The 14,351-nt window shown below is 30.9% G+C and carries 19 protein-coding genes; 8 read left to right on the top strand and 11 right to left on the bottom strand.

Annotated features, from left to right (window positions below; genetic code table 11):
• Window positions 1-18: 18 nt before the first annotated feature.
• The 4 genes from BXY80_RS11045 to recF all read right to left on the bottom strand — a co-directional run bounded on the left by BXY80_RS11045 (window position 19) and on the right by recF (window position 2,078).
• Complete coding sequence (locus tag BXY80_RS11045; RefSeq protein ID WP_120201903.1) at window positions 19-213, bottom strand: cold-shock protein; 195 nt, start codon at window positions 211-213, stop codon at window positions 19-21.
• A gap of 76 nt (window positions 214-289) precedes the next feature.
• Entirely contained in the window at window positions 290-586 is a 297-nt protein-coding gene (locus BXY80_RS11040) for a DUF721 domain-containing protein (RefSeq protein ID WP_120201901.1), read from the bottom strand.
• Entirely contained in the window at window positions 586-1,002 is a 417-nt protein-coding gene (locus BXY80_RS11035) for a hypothetical protein (protein WP_120201900.1), read from the bottom strand. Before BXY80_RS11035 ends, BXY80_RS11040 begins: the two co-directional genes overlap by 1 nt.
• Window positions 999-2,078: a DNA replication/repair protein RecF gene (gene recF / locus BXY80_RS11030; protein WP_120201898.1), complete on the bottom strand. Its 1,080-nt coding sequence runs from the start codon at window positions 2,076-2,078 to the stop codon at window positions 999-1,001. The genes BXY80_RS11035 and recF overlap by 4 nt, the downstream gene beginning before the upstream one ends.
• Window positions 2,079-2,212: 134 nt before the next feature.
• On the opposite strand from recF, the gene BXY80_RS11025 reads away from it, so the two are divergent.
• The 8 genes from BXY80_RS11025 to BXY80_RS10990 all read left to right on the top strand — a co-directional run bounded on the left by BXY80_RS11025 (window position 2,213) and on the right by BXY80_RS10990 (window position 8,637).
• The gene (locus BXY80_RS11025; RefSeq protein WP_120201896.1) at window positions 2,213-2,977 is read left to right on the top strand and encodes a tetratricopeptide repeat protein; all 765 of its coding nucleotides are present in this window, start codon (window positions 2,213-2,215) and stop codon (window positions 2,975-2,977) included.
• Between the two features lie 2 nt (window positions 2,978-2,979).
• Entirely contained in the window at window positions 2,980-3,465 is a 486-nt protein-coding gene (gene ribH / locus BXY80_RS11020) for a 6,7-dimethyl-8-ribityllumazine synthase (RefSeq protein WP_120201894.1), read from the top strand.
• Window positions 3,466-3,576: 111 nt separating this feature from the next.
• Window positions 3,577-3,798: a hypothetical protein gene (locus tag BXY80_RS11015; RefSeq protein ID WP_120201892.1), complete on the top strand. Its 222-nt coding sequence runs from the start codon at window positions 3,577-3,579 to the stop codon at window positions 3,796-3,798.
• A 6-nt stretch (window positions 3,799-3,804) separates the two neighbouring features.
• Window positions 3,805-4,092, top strand: coding sequence for a riboflavin synthase subunit beta (locus BXY80_RS11010; protein WP_120201890.1), 288 nt, complete (start codon window positions 3,805-3,807; stop codon window positions 4,090-4,092).
• On the top strand, window positions 4,092-5,948 hold the full coding sequence (gene mutL, locus BXY80_RS11005; protein ID WP_120201888.1) for a DNA mismatch repair endonuclease MutL: 1,857 nt from the start codon (window positions 4,092-4,094) through the stop codon (window positions 5,946-5,948). Before BXY80_RS11010 ends, mutL begins: the two co-directional genes overlap by 1 nt.
• Before the next feature lie 12 nt (window positions 5,949-5,960).
• Window positions 5,961-6,731 (top strand): rhomboid family intramembrane serine protease, encoded by a 771-nt coding sequence (locus BXY80_RS11000; RefSeq protein ID WP_120201887.1) that lies wholly within the window; start codon window positions 5,961-5,963, stop codon window positions 6,729-6,731.
• 2 nt (window positions 6,732-6,733) lie between these two features.
• The gene (locus BXY80_RS10995; protein ID WP_120201885.1) at window positions 6,734-7,609 is read left to right on the top strand and encodes a rhomboid family intramembrane serine protease; all 876 of its coding nucleotides are present in this window, start codon (window positions 6,734-6,736) and stop codon (window positions 7,607-7,609) included.
• Between the two features lie 5 nt (window positions 7,610-7,614).
• A complete protein-coding gene (locus tag BXY80_RS10990; protein ID WP_120201883.1) occupies window positions 7,615-8,637 on the top strand; it encodes an endonuclease/exonuclease/phosphatase family protein in 1,023 nt (340 codons plus the stop codon).
• Here BXY80_RS10990 and BXY80_RS10985 read toward each other — a convergent pair.
• Genes BXY80_RS10985 through BXY80_RS10955 form a run of 7 tightly spaced genes read right to left on the bottom strand, consistent with a single transcriptional unit; the run spans window position 8,626 to window position 14,261 of the window.
• Window positions 8,626-8,934 (bottom strand): DUF6122 family protein, encoded by a 309-nt coding sequence (locus BXY80_RS10985; protein WP_120201881.1) that lies wholly within the window; start codon window positions 8,932-8,934, stop codon window positions 8,626-8,628. The genes BXY80_RS10990 and BXY80_RS10985 overlap by 12 nt on opposite strands.
• On the bottom strand, window positions 8,934-9,554 hold the full coding sequence (locus BXY80_RS10980) for a WbqC family protein (protein WP_120201879.1): 621 nt from the start codon (window positions 9,552-9,554) through the stop codon (window positions 8,934-8,936). Before BXY80_RS10980 ends, BXY80_RS10985 begins: the two co-directional genes overlap by 1 nt.
• A 15-nt stretch (window positions 9,555-9,569) precedes the next feature.
• Window positions 9,570-11,255 carry a signal peptidase I gene (gene lepB / locus BXY80_RS10975; RefSeq protein ID WP_120201877.1) on the bottom strand — a complete coding sequence of 562 codons (1,686 nt, stop codon included), beginning with the start codon at window positions 11,253-11,255 and terminating at the stop codon, window positions 9,570-9,572.
• 60 nt (window positions 11,256-11,315) lie between these two features.
• The gene (gene dapB, locus BXY80_RS10970; RefSeq protein ID WP_120201876.1) at window positions 11,316-12,017 is read right to left on the bottom strand and encodes a 4-hydroxy-tetrahydrodipicolinate reductase; all 702 of its coding nucleotides are present in this window, start codon (window positions 12,015-12,017) and stop codon (window positions 11,316-11,318) included.
• Window positions 12,018-12,020: 3 nt separating this feature from the next.
• Window positions 12,021-12,608 carry a DUF5683 domain-containing protein gene (locus BXY80_RS10965; protein WP_120202033.1) on the bottom strand — a complete coding sequence of 196 codons (588 nt, stop codon included), beginning with the start codon at window positions 12,606-12,608 and terminating at the stop codon, window positions 12,021-12,023.
• Entirely contained in the window at window positions 12,598-13,497 is a 900-nt protein-coding gene (locus BXY80_RS10960; protein ID WP_120201874.1) for a ParB/RepB/Spo0J family partition protein, read from the bottom strand. Before BXY80_RS10960 ends, BXY80_RS10965 begins: the two co-directional genes overlap by 11 nt.
• Window positions 13,497-14,261, bottom strand: coding sequence for a ParA family protein (locus BXY80_RS10955; RefSeq protein ID WP_120201873.1), 765 nt, complete (start codon window positions 14,259-14,261; stop codon window positions 13,497-13,499). Before BXY80_RS10955 ends, BXY80_RS10960 begins: the two co-directional genes overlap by 1 nt.
• Window positions 14,262-14,351 lie beyond the last annotated feature (90 nt).

The following is a 14,351-nucleotide window of genomic DNA, read 5'->3' as shown; positions in this document are numbered from 1 at the left end:
TTTAAAAAAGTTGAGTATCTATGAAATTACTTTTACGTTTACTGCGTTTAATCCTTTTTTACCTTCAGTTAAATCGAACTCTACTTGATCTCCTTCACGAATTTCGTCGATTAATCCTGAGATGTGTACAAAATGTTCTTTGTCTGAACCTTCTTCAGTAATAAAACCAAAACCTTTGGTGTCATTGAAGAATTTTACTGTTCCTGTATTCATTGTTTAAATATTAAATTAATTAGTATGTATAAGGCAATTAGCATGCCATAAATTACATTGCTTTAAACTTAAGTAATTAGCGTAATACTAATTTTTTAATAACTTCCTTACCAATAGCTTCATTTAACATGGCTATAATTTTATCTTTTCCGTAACTTAATTCTTCACGCAGCACACTTGAACTTAGTTGTACATATAAAGTTTCTCGCTCTAACTGAATATTTGTTGTATAGTTGTTAACACCATTTCCCATCATAGTAGACCAAGCTTCACGTACGTTTACTTTATCTAAACCTTTTTGTAATTTGTTAGCATCTACAAATTCTTTTAGGATGTCACTTATGGGTTGATGTTCACTATTACGTTTTGCCATTACTCAATAATTATAGGTTGGTAACGTTTGTAAAGATACATATCTTTATTGGAGTTGATAACTAAAAGCTGATCTTGGCTTGCATTTAAAATGGTTTCTTTCCATTTGGTAAAAGGGGTTGAATAGTATAAATTTAAACTATCATTCTCAATTACGATTTTAAAGTTTTCTGCATTATTTGAAGTCTTATAAGTGCCTTCAAAATTTGGTTTGAGCTTTTTTCGAATACCAGATAAACTGTCTGTAACATTTATATAATCTATAGTATCGTTATAGTTGTATTGCTTTTTTGAACCATCATTAAGTGTAACCTCTTCTATTTCCCAATAACCATTTAAATGTTTAATAAATGTTTCTGGGTTTTTAGAACAGTTTATAAAAAGTAAAGAGGTAAGTAAAAATAGTAACCGCTTCATAATTTAAATATTTTATAAGATTGGTGAATTTGTTTTATTACATTTTCGGTTCTTTCAGCATGTGTATCGCTAATAAATAATTGCCCAAAATCTTCATTGTCTACCAAGCTTATAATTTGTGCAACACGTTGTTCATCTAATTTATCAAAAATATCATCTAGCAATAAAATAGGAGCAACGCCACTTTCTTGTTTTATAAAATCGAATTGAGCTAATTTTAAAGCAACTAAAAACGATTTTTGTTGTCCTTGGCTACCAAACTTTTTTATAGGGTAATTTTCAATTTCAAAATTTAAATCATCTTTATGTATTCCAACACTCGTATATTGTAAGGCTTTATCTTTATTGATGTTTTTATTTAATAACGTGTTAAGGTCATTTTCAAATAAATCACTTTTATAACTTAAGTTAACCGTTTCATTATTATTGCTAATGGCATTATATCGTGATTTAAAAATGGGTATAAATGCATTTAAAAAAGCTTCACGGATTTTAAAGATATCTGCTCCATACCTTTGTAGTTGTTCATTATAAACTTCAAGTGTTTGAGCATTAAAAGTATTGTTAAGCGCAAAATATTTAAGTAATGCGTTGCGTTGCGATAAAACTTTATTGTAGCTAATTAGGTTATTGAGATACATTTTATCGCTTTGCGAGATAACACTATCAATAAATTTTCTTCTTGTATCGCTACCTTCAATAATTAAGTTTCTATCTGCAGGAGAAATTATGACAAGCGGTAAAAAACCAATATGGTCACTAAATTTTTCATATGCTTTTCCGTTGCGTTTTATAATTTTTTTCTGACCACGTTTTAAAGAAACTATAATTTTTTCTGAACGTTCGTTTCGTTCAAACAACCCATCAATAACAAAAAAATCTTCGTTATGTTTAATGTTTTGAGTCGCTACAGGATTAAAATAACTCTTCCCAAACGATAAATGATAGATCGCATCTAACACATTCGTTTTTCCTACACCATTAGATCCTACAAAGCAATTAATCTTGTTGTCAAATGTATAAGATTGACTTTCAAAATTTTTATAATTGATTAACGATAGTGTATTTAAAACCATAAAACTACTTAAGAGATACTTGCTTTAGTTGTTAATAAAGCAAAAGGATGTGCAAAATATTGAAAAATAACAAATAATTTACCTTTTAAATCCCAATAAAAATTTTATTTTTGCGGCGCACAAATAGAGAATATATGGCAACTTATAAGAAAAGAGGATATAAACCAAAAACAAAAGCTGAAAAGGTTGAAGCTATTGAAGATAACTCAACAACAGCTGAGGTTTTTAATACCTTAGATGAATCGGCTTCTAAAACTGAAGAGTGGGCAGTTAAAAACCAAAAATACATTTTTGTAATTGTAGGTTTAGCTGCAGCAATTGTTTTAGGGTATTTAGGTTATAATAAATTTATAGCAGAACCAAAAGCTGACGAGGCAATGAACGAAATGTTCACAGCTCAAAAATATTTTGATGAAGCAGTAACAGGTACAGCAAAAGATTCATTATATACTTTAGCGCTTAATGGAGGTGAAGGTAAATTTGGAATGTTAGATATCATTGAAGAATATAGCGGAACGCCTGCTGCAAATTTAGCAAGCTACTATGCAGGAATGGCTTACTTAAATACTAAAGATTATACTAATGCTGTTAAGCATTTAGGAAACTTTTCTAGTAATGACGAAATGTTGGCTCCAATTGCAAAAGGTGGTATTGGAGATGCTTTTGTACAATTAAATCAGCCAGAAGACGCTTTAGAGTATTACGAAAAAGCTTTAGCAGTTTCTAAAAACGAATTTACAACGCCAATGTATTTGTTTAAAGCAGCTAATATTGCTTTAAAATTAGGTGATGGAGCTAAAGCATTAAACTATTTTAAACGTATTAAAAACGAATTTTCTTCATCTTCTGAAGCAAATAATATAGACGTATTTATAGGAAAAGCTGAAGCAGGAATGTAATTATGGCAACAGTAAATAATAACCTATCAGATTACGATAAAAACACAATCCCAAACGCGAAAGATTTTCGGTTTGGGATTGTTGTTTCTGAGTGGAATGCTAATGTAACAGATGGTCTGTTTAAAGGCGCCTATGATACATTAATTGAGCATGGCACTTTAGCAAGCAATATTATACACTGGCAAGTTCCTGGTAGTTACGAACTTATTTATGGTTCAAAAAAAATGATTGAACAAAAGCTTGATGCCGTTATTGCTATTGGTAGTGTTATACAAGGTGAAACTAAACATTTTGATTTTGTTTGTGAAGCTGTTTCTCAAGGCATAAAAGATTTAAATGTAACTACAGATACACCAGTTATTTTTTGTGTGCTTACAGATAACAATATGCAGCAAGCCGTTGACCGTTCTGGAGGAAAACATGGTAACAAAGGTGTTGAAGCAGCAGTTGCAGCTATAAAAATGGCACAGCTAAGAAAGAATTCTTAAAATCTTTCATTAATTATTAACCTGAGTTTTGTTAACAATTTTTAGCACTTCACAGGCTCTTTTTGTTAGTAAATTAAGTACATTTGAAGCATATCAAAGAGACCTTTTATAGTGAGTTTATTTAAGCAGCGAAAAAACAAGCACTTTAATTATACACCTAGACATCTTAGAAAAGAACAAAACCAAAGCGACGAAAAGTTACAAGCGCAATGGGAACTCTTAAGACAAACAGGGAAATCTCGTGGTAAAAAGATAATTACATTACCGATACTGCTTTTAATTTTAGGTATGATAATTGTACTTTGGTATGTGTTAAGTAACTATGAATCTTAAGAAATTATGGGAGCCTTTGGAACACGAAAAAACAAAAAATTTGAATACACACCTCGTTATTATAAAGGTGAAAAAAGTCCTTATGAAATAAAACATAAGTTTGACGATTTTCGTTCGACTGTAGGTAATAACAAAGGCATAAAAACAAAGTTTGTAAAAGCTGTTGATGATTATAAACACAATCCAGATAGAGGTGGAGCTAATAAGCGTGTTTTAATAATTGTTGGTGTTTTAATAGTCCTGTTTTTATTTTTAATAGATTTCGACTTGTCTATTTTCTTTCCAAAACGCTAATGACAGACATTATTCAATTATTACCAGATCATGTTGCTAATCAAATTGCAGCTGGAGAAGTTGTGCAAAGACCAGCATCAGTGGTTAAAGAGTTAATGGAAAATGCTATTGATGCAAATGCTACTTCAATAAAGTTAATTATAAAAGATGCAGGTAAAACACTCATTCAAGTTATCGATGATGGCAAAGGAATGAGCGCTACAGATGCACGTTTAAGTTTTGAACGTCATGCCACATCAAAAATACGTTCTGCCGAAGATTTATTTGATCTTCACACCAAAGGATTTAGAGGAGAAGCTTTGGCAAGTATTGCAGCCATTGCACATGTAGAGTTAAAAACGAAACGAGATAATGACGAGTTAGGAACTCAAATTACTTTAGAAGGTAGTGAAGTAATAACTCAAGATATTGTTGTGACACCTAAAGGAACTTCAATTGCAGTTAAACACTTGTTTTTTAATATTCCTGCGCGACGTAATTTTTTAAAATCGAACAATGTCGAACTAAGGCATATTATTGATGAGTTTCATCGTGTTGCTTTAGCGCATCCAGATATTGCTTTTGCAATGTACCATAACGGAAGCGAAACATTTAATCTGCCTAATAGCAATTACAGACAACGTGTTGTTAATATTTTTGGAGGAAAAACTAACGAAAAGTTAGTGCCTGTAGAAGAAGAAACAGAAATTTTAAAAATATCAGGATTTGTAGGTAAACCTGAATTTGCTAAACGAACAAAAACAGAGCAGTTTTTCTTTGTAAATAATAGATTTATAAAAAGCCCATACCTTAATCATGCTATAAATTCAGCATTTGAAGGCTTAGTAAAAGAAGGTAGTCATCCAAGTTATTTTTTAAACCTTACTGTAGACCCTAAATCTATAGATATAAATATACATCCAACAAAAACAGAAATTAAGTTTGATGATGAGCATACGTTATATGCAATTTTACGTTCATCTGTAAAGCATAGTTTAGGGCAATTCAATATTGCGCCAGTTTTAGATTTTGAACACGATAAAAATTTAGATACACCTTATAATTATAAAGACAAAAGCCAAGCTTCTGCACCAATAGTTGAAGTAGATCGACTATTTAATCCTTTTACAGAAGAGAAATCATCTAAAGGGTTTTCATCTGTGAGTTATAAAAAAGAACCTGCTCAAAGTTGGGAAGGTTTGTATGTTGGATTAGAATCTAAAGGCACAAAAACCGAGCATGATTTTAGTGCTCTAGAGTTTGAAAGTGAAGAACAAACAGCATCTTTATTTAAAGACGATAAGCATGTAGAAGATACACATTCTACATATCAGTTTCAAAATAAATATATTGTAAGTACTATTAAGTCTGGTATGTTAATGATAGATCAACATAGAGCGCATCAACGTGTGTTGTATGAAGGCTTGTTAAAAAATATGACGCTTAAAGAAACGATAAGTCAACAACTCTTGTTTCCTTTAAAGTTGCAGTTTTCGTCAAATGAAATGCCTATAATTTCGCAATTAAAAGAAGATTTAGAACATACAGGTTTTGTGTTTTCTGGTTTTAATGATGAAACTTTAGAGATTACTGGAGTTCCGGTAAATGTTCAAGAAAGTGAAGTATCAATTATATTAGAGCAACTTATAAGTGATGTGCAACAAGAAGTGCCAGATAGTAATTTTAGTGCAACAGACTTATTAGCTAAATCTATGGCTAAAAGTTTAGCAATAAAAACAGGACAATCATTAACAAGATTAGAGCAAGAACATTTAGTAAATAGTTTGTTTGCTTGTAAAGAGCCTTCTATATCTCCAACTAATAGAGCTACATTTATTACAATGAGTGTTGATGATATAGATAAACAATTTATGTAATTAGAAGATATGATGAGAGGAATTACAGATACGGTTAAGCATTTAATTATTATAAATGTGATAATGTTTATAGGAACTTTGTTCATTGGACAAGGACAATTGTTTTATGAATGGTTTGCGTTATATTTTCCAAAGAATGAACTGTTTCAACCTTGGCAAATTTTTACGCATATGTTTATGCATGGAGGAGCTAATTTACAGAATCTAAGTTTGATGCATATTGGATTTAACATGTTTGCTTTATGGATGTTTGGTACAGCCGTAGAACAACAACTAGGCGCAAAAAAGTTTTTATTTATTTATATATCTGCTGGTCTTGGCGCGGTATTATTTCAGTTAGGATACTATTACTTTCAATATTTACCTACGTTTTCAGAATTGCAAGCTTCGGGTTTATCGAGTGAAGCAATTATTGATATTATGAAAACTGGACGCTGGAACTTTCAAACTACAGATTTGCAAGAAGCACAGTTAAATGATGCTTTTCAAGTTTATAATGCCTCTATGGTAGGAGCTTCAGGTTGCATTATGGGTGTTTTAGCCGCTTTTGGTATGATGAACCCAGAAGCAAAACTGATGTTAATATTTCTTCCTATCCCTATTAAAGCTAAATATTTTATTCCTGGTATTATCCTTTTAGATATTATATCTGCTGTAAGTGGTCAATCATTTTTCAGCCCAAGTAATACAGCTTATATGGCTCACGTTGGTGGCGCGCTTACTGGTTTTATTATTATGTGGTATTGGAAAAAAACGCAATTCAATAAAAATCGTTGGGATTAAAAATGACATCACTCAATTATGACATACAAGAGAAATTAAAAAACCTCAATGTTTTTGAAAAAATTATTGGTGTCAATATTATTATATATGCTATTGGTTTTATACTCCGAATAACTCAAAACCTGCCTAAAGGCACAAGTCTTAGTTGGTTAGAATTACCTAAAGATTTTTTTGATGTTCTTGTTAAACCTTGGTCAATTTTTACCTATGGTTTTGCGCATTATGATTTTATACATATTCTCTTTAATCTCTTATGGCTTTATTTTATATCTAGAATTATTTTAAATCTCTTTAATGTAAAACAAGCGCTTAATATCTATTTTTTAGGGATTTTGGCTGGTGCTTTATCTTATTTGCTAGTATATAATATTTTGCCAAATGAGAGTACAAAAGCTATAGGTTCACTTGTTGGAGCATCTGCTGGTATTAGAGCTTTGTTAATCTTTTTATGTGCGTATATGCCTAATAGAGATGTAAGTCTATTGACTTTTAAAATTAAGCTTTGGTATATTGGAGCTGCCATTGTTGCTATAGATATTTTAGGTTTATTAGGTGGGAATCAAGGTGGAAATGTAGCGCATTTGGGCGGAAGTTTATTGGGTTATCTTTATGCGACACAACTATTAAAAGGAAAAGATATTGGTAAAGGGTTTGAACGTTTTATGGATTCAATATCTAGTATTTTTAAAAGAAATTCACCTTTAAAAACAGTACACAAAAACAAAAAGAAAACCTTTGCGGGTCATACTAAAACTGATTTTAGTGAGTTTAATAAGCAAAAACGAATAGACCTTATTTTAGATAAAATTAGTAAAAGTGGTTACGAGAGTTTAACCAAAGAAGAAAAAGCATTTCTGTTTAAAGCAGGAAAGGATTAATACGTATGAAGAAACTTAATCTTCTAGATAAATTAATTGTTTTCATCAATTCTTTGGTGGCATTTGCCTTGCTTTTGTCTTACATATTACCTTATATAGAACCTAAAAAATTTGCATTTCTTTCAGTTTTAAGTTTAGCTGTTCCGTTTTTAATTATAGTTAATATCCTATTTGTTGTGTATTGGCTGTTAAGAGTTAAAAAGCAGTTGCTAATATCTTTAATAGTACTGATTATTGGTTATTCTTACTTATCATCATTGTATAAGTTTTCATCTTCAAAAGATATTGATGATAGTGAGAATATCTCTGTTATGAATTATAATGTGCGTTTGTTTAATGTATTTGGTTGGATTGAAGATGAATCTGTAAATGAAAATATAGTTAGTTTTATTTCTGAAGAAAAGCCAGACATTTTATGTATTCAAGAATACAGACCAGATGGAGCCATTCAATTAAAATCGTATTATAAATACGAAGAATTGTCAGGAAAGAAAGTGAAAAATGGTCAAGCTATTTTTTCAAAGTTTCCTATAATTAAGTCGGGTTCAATCGAGTTTCCTAATACTTCAAATAATGCCATTTATGCAGATATGGTTAAAGGAAGTGATACTATAAGAATTTATAATGTGCATTTACAGTCTTCAGGAATAGATCCAACTGTAGAAAAGTTATCTACAGAAACGTCTGAAAATCTTTTTAAACGCGTAAGTAAGACTTTTAAAATGCAGCAATTTCAAACAGAACTGTTTATGATGCATAAAAAGCAATGTCCTTATAAAATGATTGTTGCTGGCGATTTTAATAACACAGCTTATTCTTATGTTTATAAAGAAATAAAAGGTGATTTACAAGATGCTTTTGAAGAAGCAGGTAATGGTTTTGGACGTACGTTTGATTTTAAGTTTTTTCCTGTGAGAATTGATTTCATTTTAGCAGATAAAGATTTTAAAATTAATAGTTTTAAAACTTATGATGTTAAGTTATCAGATCATTATCCAATACTTGCTAAAGTAAAACTACATAAGTAAGCAATCTGTTGCATCTGCAAGCATGTGAATACATAAACCAATACCTACAATTCTAGTTTTTTTAAAGCATAACAAAAGTGCGTATACAACCATGGCGTAGTAAGTATGTAGCGGATGAAAATTTATACTGCATCTATTTGGGTCAAAAATCGGATTTGCAATCAGGTGGTCTAAATCTATAGCCATAGTCGCAATCATAATTAAAAAAGCAGTTTTCCAATTAGATTTAAAAAACAGTAAAGCGACAACAAGTGGTAAACCTATGTGTATAGAATAATGAAGTATAGGCTGTAACATTAGAGTTTTAATTGATGAGCTTCGAGATACATTAAAGCATTTGGACCTTCATTAAAAATTAAATCTATAATACTTAAATTAGGAATAAAACCATGTTTATCATCGAAAACTTGAACGTATTTTTTAAGATTTTGTGGTTGCTCCTTTTTACTGTTTACTAATATTCTATAGTCTGTTTGGTCTTTTTTTGTTTTTTCAAAACCTTCAGACATTTTAAATTTAAAAGGTAATTCTAAACAATCATAAATCACTTCTAAACACTTTATATTAAAATCAAAAAGATGCGTGAAAGGTGTTTTAAAAAGCGGTCTAAAGTCATCTTCGTAAAACTCAAAAAAAGGAGAACCACTATATGCAGATTGTATAGATTTCCAATGTAAATCTTGCCAATTGGTTTCATTAGCAATAATAATATCTTTGTAAAGTTGTCTGTTTTTTTGAGAATGGACTACAGGTATGTTAAGTAGTAGCTTCCCATTTGCTCCATAGATATATGTTCTGTTTCTATAGGTTTGTTTTTGATAGTTATCACAGCCTTCATAAGTAACTACCTTTGCATTTGCAATTGCTACAAAACTAGCAATGCTAGGACAGTAAGTTGGATGTAATAAAACGTTCATTTAGCTAAAATTAAATTATTTAGCTTTCTTTCGTTTTCGCCAAGCATTAAATCCAAACCAACCAAAAAGAAGTACTAAAAACGGAATAAAATAAGACGTAGGTTTTCCCGATCCACCAACAGTAGTGAAAAGACGTTCCCAACGTATTTTATTAAAGAAACCTTCACCTCTTGTATCCCAACTCATCCAAACAAAAACAGGTTTACCAACTACGTGGTCAAAAGGAACAAATCCCCAAGACCTTGCATCTAGTGAGTTATGGCGATTATCTCCCATCATCCAATAATAATCTTGATCAAAGGTATAAGTATCTGCAGGTTTACCGTCAATACTAATTTGATTGCCGTTTACTGAAAGTTTATGACCTTCATATTCTGTGATAATACGTTTATAGATAGGTAAAACATCAATATTTAGTTGGATTGTTTTTCCTGCTTCTGGCATATAGATAGGTCCAAAATTATCGTTGTTCCATGCATAAGAAGGATCTCTAGGAAAAATGCTTGGATCCCAAGAAGTTGCTTCTTGTTTTTGTATTGAAACAATATTTGGGTCTGTTTTCATTTTATTTGCTAACTCATCTGTAAGATTCACATTTAACTTAACCGAGGATTCAAATTTTAATTGTTTGTATGCTTTTTCAGAAAGATTTCCTGAAAGTTCAACCGTTAAAGAATCTTTAGATACAGCTTGAAGGTTTATATTGTTTTTTCTTAAATACTCTTGAATTCTAGTATCTTCCCAAACATTTGTTGGTAAAGCATAAACGCCAGTATATTCTGTAATTCCGTATTTGTCTAGAAATTCTTGGCTAATCTGATTTTTAGTTTGTATGGTATAGAAAAACTGCAGTTTAGCTCTTTCTGGTAGCTCATTTTGTTTTCCATTAATGTAAACATAACCATTTCTAACCTCTAAAGAATCTCCTGGTATACCAACACAACGTTTTACATAATTTGTTCTTTTATCAATTGGTTTATAGTGTTTTTTATCGGCAGGTTTATACATATTGTATAAGGTATCTACTGGCCAATTAAAAACAACAATATCATTACGTTCAATGTTTTCAAAACCAGGAAGCCTAAAGTAAGGTAATTCAAATTTTGGTAGATAAGATTTTACTTTTGCAACCGGAATGGTGTCATGTACCATTGGTGCTGCAACAGTTGTTATTGGTGTTCTTGCTCCATAATGAAACTTGCTAACAAACAAAAAATCACCAACAAGAAGTGTTTTTTCTAGTGATGATGTAGGTATGGTATAAGGTTGAATAAAATAAGTATGGACTAAAGTGGCAGCAACAATGGCAAATAAAATTGAACTTACCCAATCGCCTAAAGCAGTTTTTGGATGTAAATCTCTGTTTTCTACATGAGCTACATCAGTAGCATAGTTTAAATAATAGTTATAAAACCCTAATGTTATAAGTGCTAGAAAAGTGTCTATATTGCTATTCTTGCCAAAGCTTCTTGCTGTTTCTACCCAAACTACAGGAAACATAATAAGATTAACTATAGGAACAAATAATAAAATAGTCCACCACCAAGGCCGATTAATTATTTTCATTAAAACTACTGCATTGTATACAGGTACGAATGCTTCCCAAGCTTGTCTACCAGCTTTTACATATAATTTCCATGTACCAAGTCCGTGAATTACTTGTATGATTAAGAAAAATAATAACCACTGTTGTATTGTCATAATTTTTGTCTTTGTTGTGAGTAGAAGTTCTTTTTTAAACGTTACATCAAAAATGCTAAATTAACCTATGTTTAACACATCTTTCATAGAAAAGACACCTTTTTTGTGTTGTATCCATTCTGCGGCAATTATGGCACCTAAAGCAAAGCCTTGTCTGTTATGTGCTGCATGTTTAATTTGTAATGTATCTACGTTAGATTTATAAGTTATTTCATGCGTTCCAGGTACATTTTCTATACGTTCTGCATTAATTTTTATTTCGTCTTGTTCTGGAGTGTTTAAAGTCCAGTTTTTATACTTAGATTCTTTTATAATGTCTTCTGCTAATGTAATTGCTGTCCCACTTGGCGCATCTAATTTTTGCGTATGATGAATTTCTTTAATAGACGCTTTGTATTCTGGTAAGGCTTTCATTAGTTTTGCAAGATTTCTATTAACTTCAAAAAAAATGTTTACTCCTAAACTAAAGTTAGATGCATATAAAAACGTACCATTTTTTTCGTTACATAAAGCAGTAATTTCTTCATAAGATTTTAGCCAACCTGTAGTGCCTGAAATAACCGGAACTTGATGGTTGATACAAGAAGTGATATTACTAACAGCAGTTGATGGTAAACTAAAATCAATAGCTAAATCTATATTATCAAGATTAAAATTAGAAGTTTTACTAGTTACTTTTAATTCAATAGAATGCCCTCTTTGTAATGCAATAGTTTCAATGGCTTTACCCATTTTTCCGTAGCCAAGTAAAGCTATTTTCATGCTTTAAAATTTAAAGTTTAACGTAAGTCCTAAATCAGAAGAGTTTTCTCGCTCGTTATATTTAAAATGGGGTTTTATGGCTAGATTTTCATCGACATTATATTGTAATAAATGCGCATCAACATTGGCATCTATAATATTTAAAGCATAAGCACCAATAGCTATTAACAATGAAAGTTCTTTATTGCGCCTTAATGATTCTTGAGCATTTATAAGTCCTTCATCTGAGACTGTACCAAAGAACTCATCATCTTTAAAACCAGCAAGACGTCTTTTGTAAGCATTTCTGTAGCGCTTAAACTCATTATTATTATCAATATAGAAATACACAGGAATACCGATAGCTGCATAAACTAAAGGAATTTTCCAGTACTTTTTATTGTGTGCTTGTCCTAAGCCTGGTAAAACAGCAGAGTAAAATGCTGCTCTTGATGGTGCTAAAAGATTAATAGGCTCTCTCTTCATAGAGATAGAGTCTTTTACGACCATTAAATCTGTATTCACTTCTTTTAAAGTGTCATCTACTTGTGAAAACCCAAGACATGCAAATAGTAAAGTAAAAAGGATAGTATGAAAATATTTATTTGGCACTCTTAACAAGTTTTTTTATACGATTAAAATCTTCTTCAGAATGAAAAGGAATGGTAATATTTCCTTTCCCATTTTTAGATACTTTAACGCTAATTTTGTGTCCAAAGTATTCTGAAAATTCTTTAACACCTTTTTTTATGTACTTAGGAAGTTCTTTAGGTTTTGGAACAGAAACTGTTTTGTCTGTATGATAATTTTTAACCAAAGCTTCTGTTGCTCTAACAGATAGTTTATTAGTAATAATTTTTTCGTAAATATCTAGTTGAATATTTTGATCTTCAATATTTATAATTGCTCTACCATGACCCATAGAAATAAAACCATCTCGCATTCCGGTTTGAATAATTGGATCAAGCTTTAATAAACGTAAGTAGTTTGCAATTGTAGACCGTTTTTTGCCAACACGCTCACTCATTTGCTCTTGTGTAAGAGCAATTTCGTCAATTAATCGTTGATAAGATAATGCAATCTCAATTGGGTCTAAATCTTGACGTTGAATATTTTCGACCAAAGCCATTTCTAGAGACTCTTGGTCATTAGCAATTCTTATATATGACGGAATTGTAGTTAGCCCAATTAATTTGGAAGCTCTAAAACGACGTTCACCAGAGACTAATTGAAATTTATTAAAATCTAATTTTCTAACAGTAATGGGTTGTATAACACCTAGTTCTTTTATTGAAGAAGCTAGTTCTCTTAAAGCTTCTTCGTTAAAACTTGTTCGTGGTTGAAACGGATTGATTTCTATTGTATTAATATCTAATTCTACAATACTACCAATAACCTTATCGGCATTTTTATCTTGAACCGAAGCGATATCATTTGCAGGATCTTTTAAAAGTGCAGATAAGCCTCTTCCTAATGCTTGTTTTTTTGTTGCTTTAGCCATTAGATATTCTTTTTAATAATTTCTTCAGCTAGACTTAAATAGTTTGATGCGCCTTTACTGCTTACATCATACTTAATAATACTTTCTCCATAACTAGGTGCTTCACCAAGTCTAACATTTCGTTGTATAATAGTTTCAAAAACCATATCACTAAAATGCTTTTGTACTTCTTCTACCACTTGATTAGATAATCGTAAACGAGAATCATACATTGTTAAAAGTAAGCCTTCAATGTCTAACTCTTGGTTATGAATTTTCTGTACACTCTTTACGGTGTTTAACAATTTACCAAGACCTTCAAGTGCAAAATACTCACATTGTATAGGAATGATTACAGCATCAGAAGCTGTTAATGCATTTAATGTTAATAAACCTAATGAAGGCGCACAATCAATTAAAATATAGTCGTAAGATGATTTTAAGTGAGCTATTGCATTTTTTAACATATACTCACGTTCATCTTTGTCTACTAATTCAATCTCAATTGCTACTAAGTCTATATGTGCAGGAATAATATCTACATTTGGGGAATCTGTTTTTACAATAGACTCTTCTGCAGATACAGTATGCTCTAATAATTGATAGGTACCTACTTCAACTTGTTCTACAATAAGACCTAATCCAGAAGTTGCGTTAGCTTGAGGATCGGCATCAATTAATAATACTTTTTTTTCTAGAACACCTAAAGAAGCAGCTAAATTTACAGATGTGGTCGTTTTACCTACACCTCCTTTTTGATTAGCTATTGCAATGATTTTACCCATTAAATGATTTGGTTTTAATACGCGTAAAAATACAATTATTTACGAGTTTAGAAAACGTAAGTTGTTAACAATATATAGTAAAAGAGCAGC

The sequence above is a fragment of the Ichthyenterobacterium magnum genome (genome assembly GCF_003610635.1).
Taxonomy (GTDB): Bacteria; Bacteroidota; Bacteroidia; order Flavobacteriales; family Flavobacteriaceae; genus Ichthyenterobacterium; species Ichthyenterobacterium magnum.
The sequence above is the reverse complement of the archived record's forward strand: the minus strand, read 5'-3'. Positions and strand labels throughout refer to the sequence as shown.

Excerpts from the sequence above, each read along its gene's own strand:
- BXY80_RS11045 (WP_120201903.1), bottom strand. The coding sequence starts at position 213 with ATGAATACAGGAACAGTAAAATTCTTCAATGACACCAAAGGTTTTGGT.
- BXY80_RS11040 (WP_120201901.1), bottom strand. The coding sequence starts at position 586 with ATGGCAAAACGTAATAGTGAACATCAACCCATAAGTGACATCCTAAAA.
- BXY80_RS11035 (WP_120201900.1), bottom strand. The coding sequence starts at position 1,002 with ATGAAGCGGTTACTATTTTTACTTACCTCTTTACTTTTTATAAACTGT.
- recF (WP_120201898.1), bottom strand. The coding sequence starts at position 2,078 with ATGGTTTTAAATACACTATCGTTAATCAATTATAAAAATTTTGAAAGT.
- BXY80_RS11025 (WP_120201896.1), top strand. The coding sequence starts at position 2,213 with ATGGCAACTTATAAGAAAAGAGGATATAAACCAAAAACAAAAGCTGAA.
- ribH (WP_120201894.1), top strand. The coding sequence starts at position 2,980 with ATGGCAACAGTAAATAATAACCTATCAGATTACGATAAAAACACAATC.
- BXY80_RS11010 (WP_120201890.1), top strand. The coding sequence starts at position 3,805 with ATGGGAGCCTTTGGAACACGAAAAAACAAAAAATTTGAATACACACCT.
- mutL (WP_120201888.1), top strand. The coding sequence starts at position 4,092 with ATGACAGACATTATTCAATTATTACCAGATCATGTTGCTAATCAAATT.
- BXY80_RS11000 (WP_120201887.1), top strand. The coding sequence starts at position 5,961 with ATGAGAGGAATTACAGATACGGTTAAGCATTTAATTATTATAAATGTG.
- BXY80_RS10995 (WP_120201885.1), top strand. The coding sequence starts at position 6,734 with ATGACATCACTCAATTATGACATACAAGAGAAATTAAAAAACCTCAAT.
- BXY80_RS10990 (WP_120201883.1), top strand. The coding sequence starts at position 7,615 with ATGAAGAAACTTAATCTTCTAGATAAATTAATTGTTTTCATCAATTCT.
- BXY80_RS10985 (WP_120201881.1), bottom strand. The coding sequence starts at position 8,934 with ATGTTACAGCCTATACTTCATTATTCTATACACATAGGTTTACCACTT.
- BXY80_RS10980 (WP_120201879.1), bottom strand. The coding sequence starts at position 9,554 with ATGAACGTTTTATTACATCCAACTTACTGTCCTAGCATTGCTAGTTTT.
- lepB (WP_120201877.1), bottom strand. The coding sequence starts at position 11,255 with ATGACAATACAACAGTGGTTATTATTTTTCTTAATCATACAAGTAATT.
- dapB (WP_120201876.1), bottom strand. The coding sequence starts at position 12,017 with ATGAAAATAGCTTTACTTGGCTACGGAAAAATGGGTAAAGCCATTGAA.
- BXY80_RS10960 (WP_120201874.1), bottom strand. The coding sequence starts at position 13,497 with ATGGCTAAAGCAACAAAAAAACAAGCATTAGGAAGAGGCTTATCTGCA.
- BXY80_RS10955 (WP_120201873.1), bottom strand. The coding sequence starts at position 14,261 with ATGGGTAAAATCATTGCAATAGCTAATCAAAAAGGAGGTGTAGGTAAA.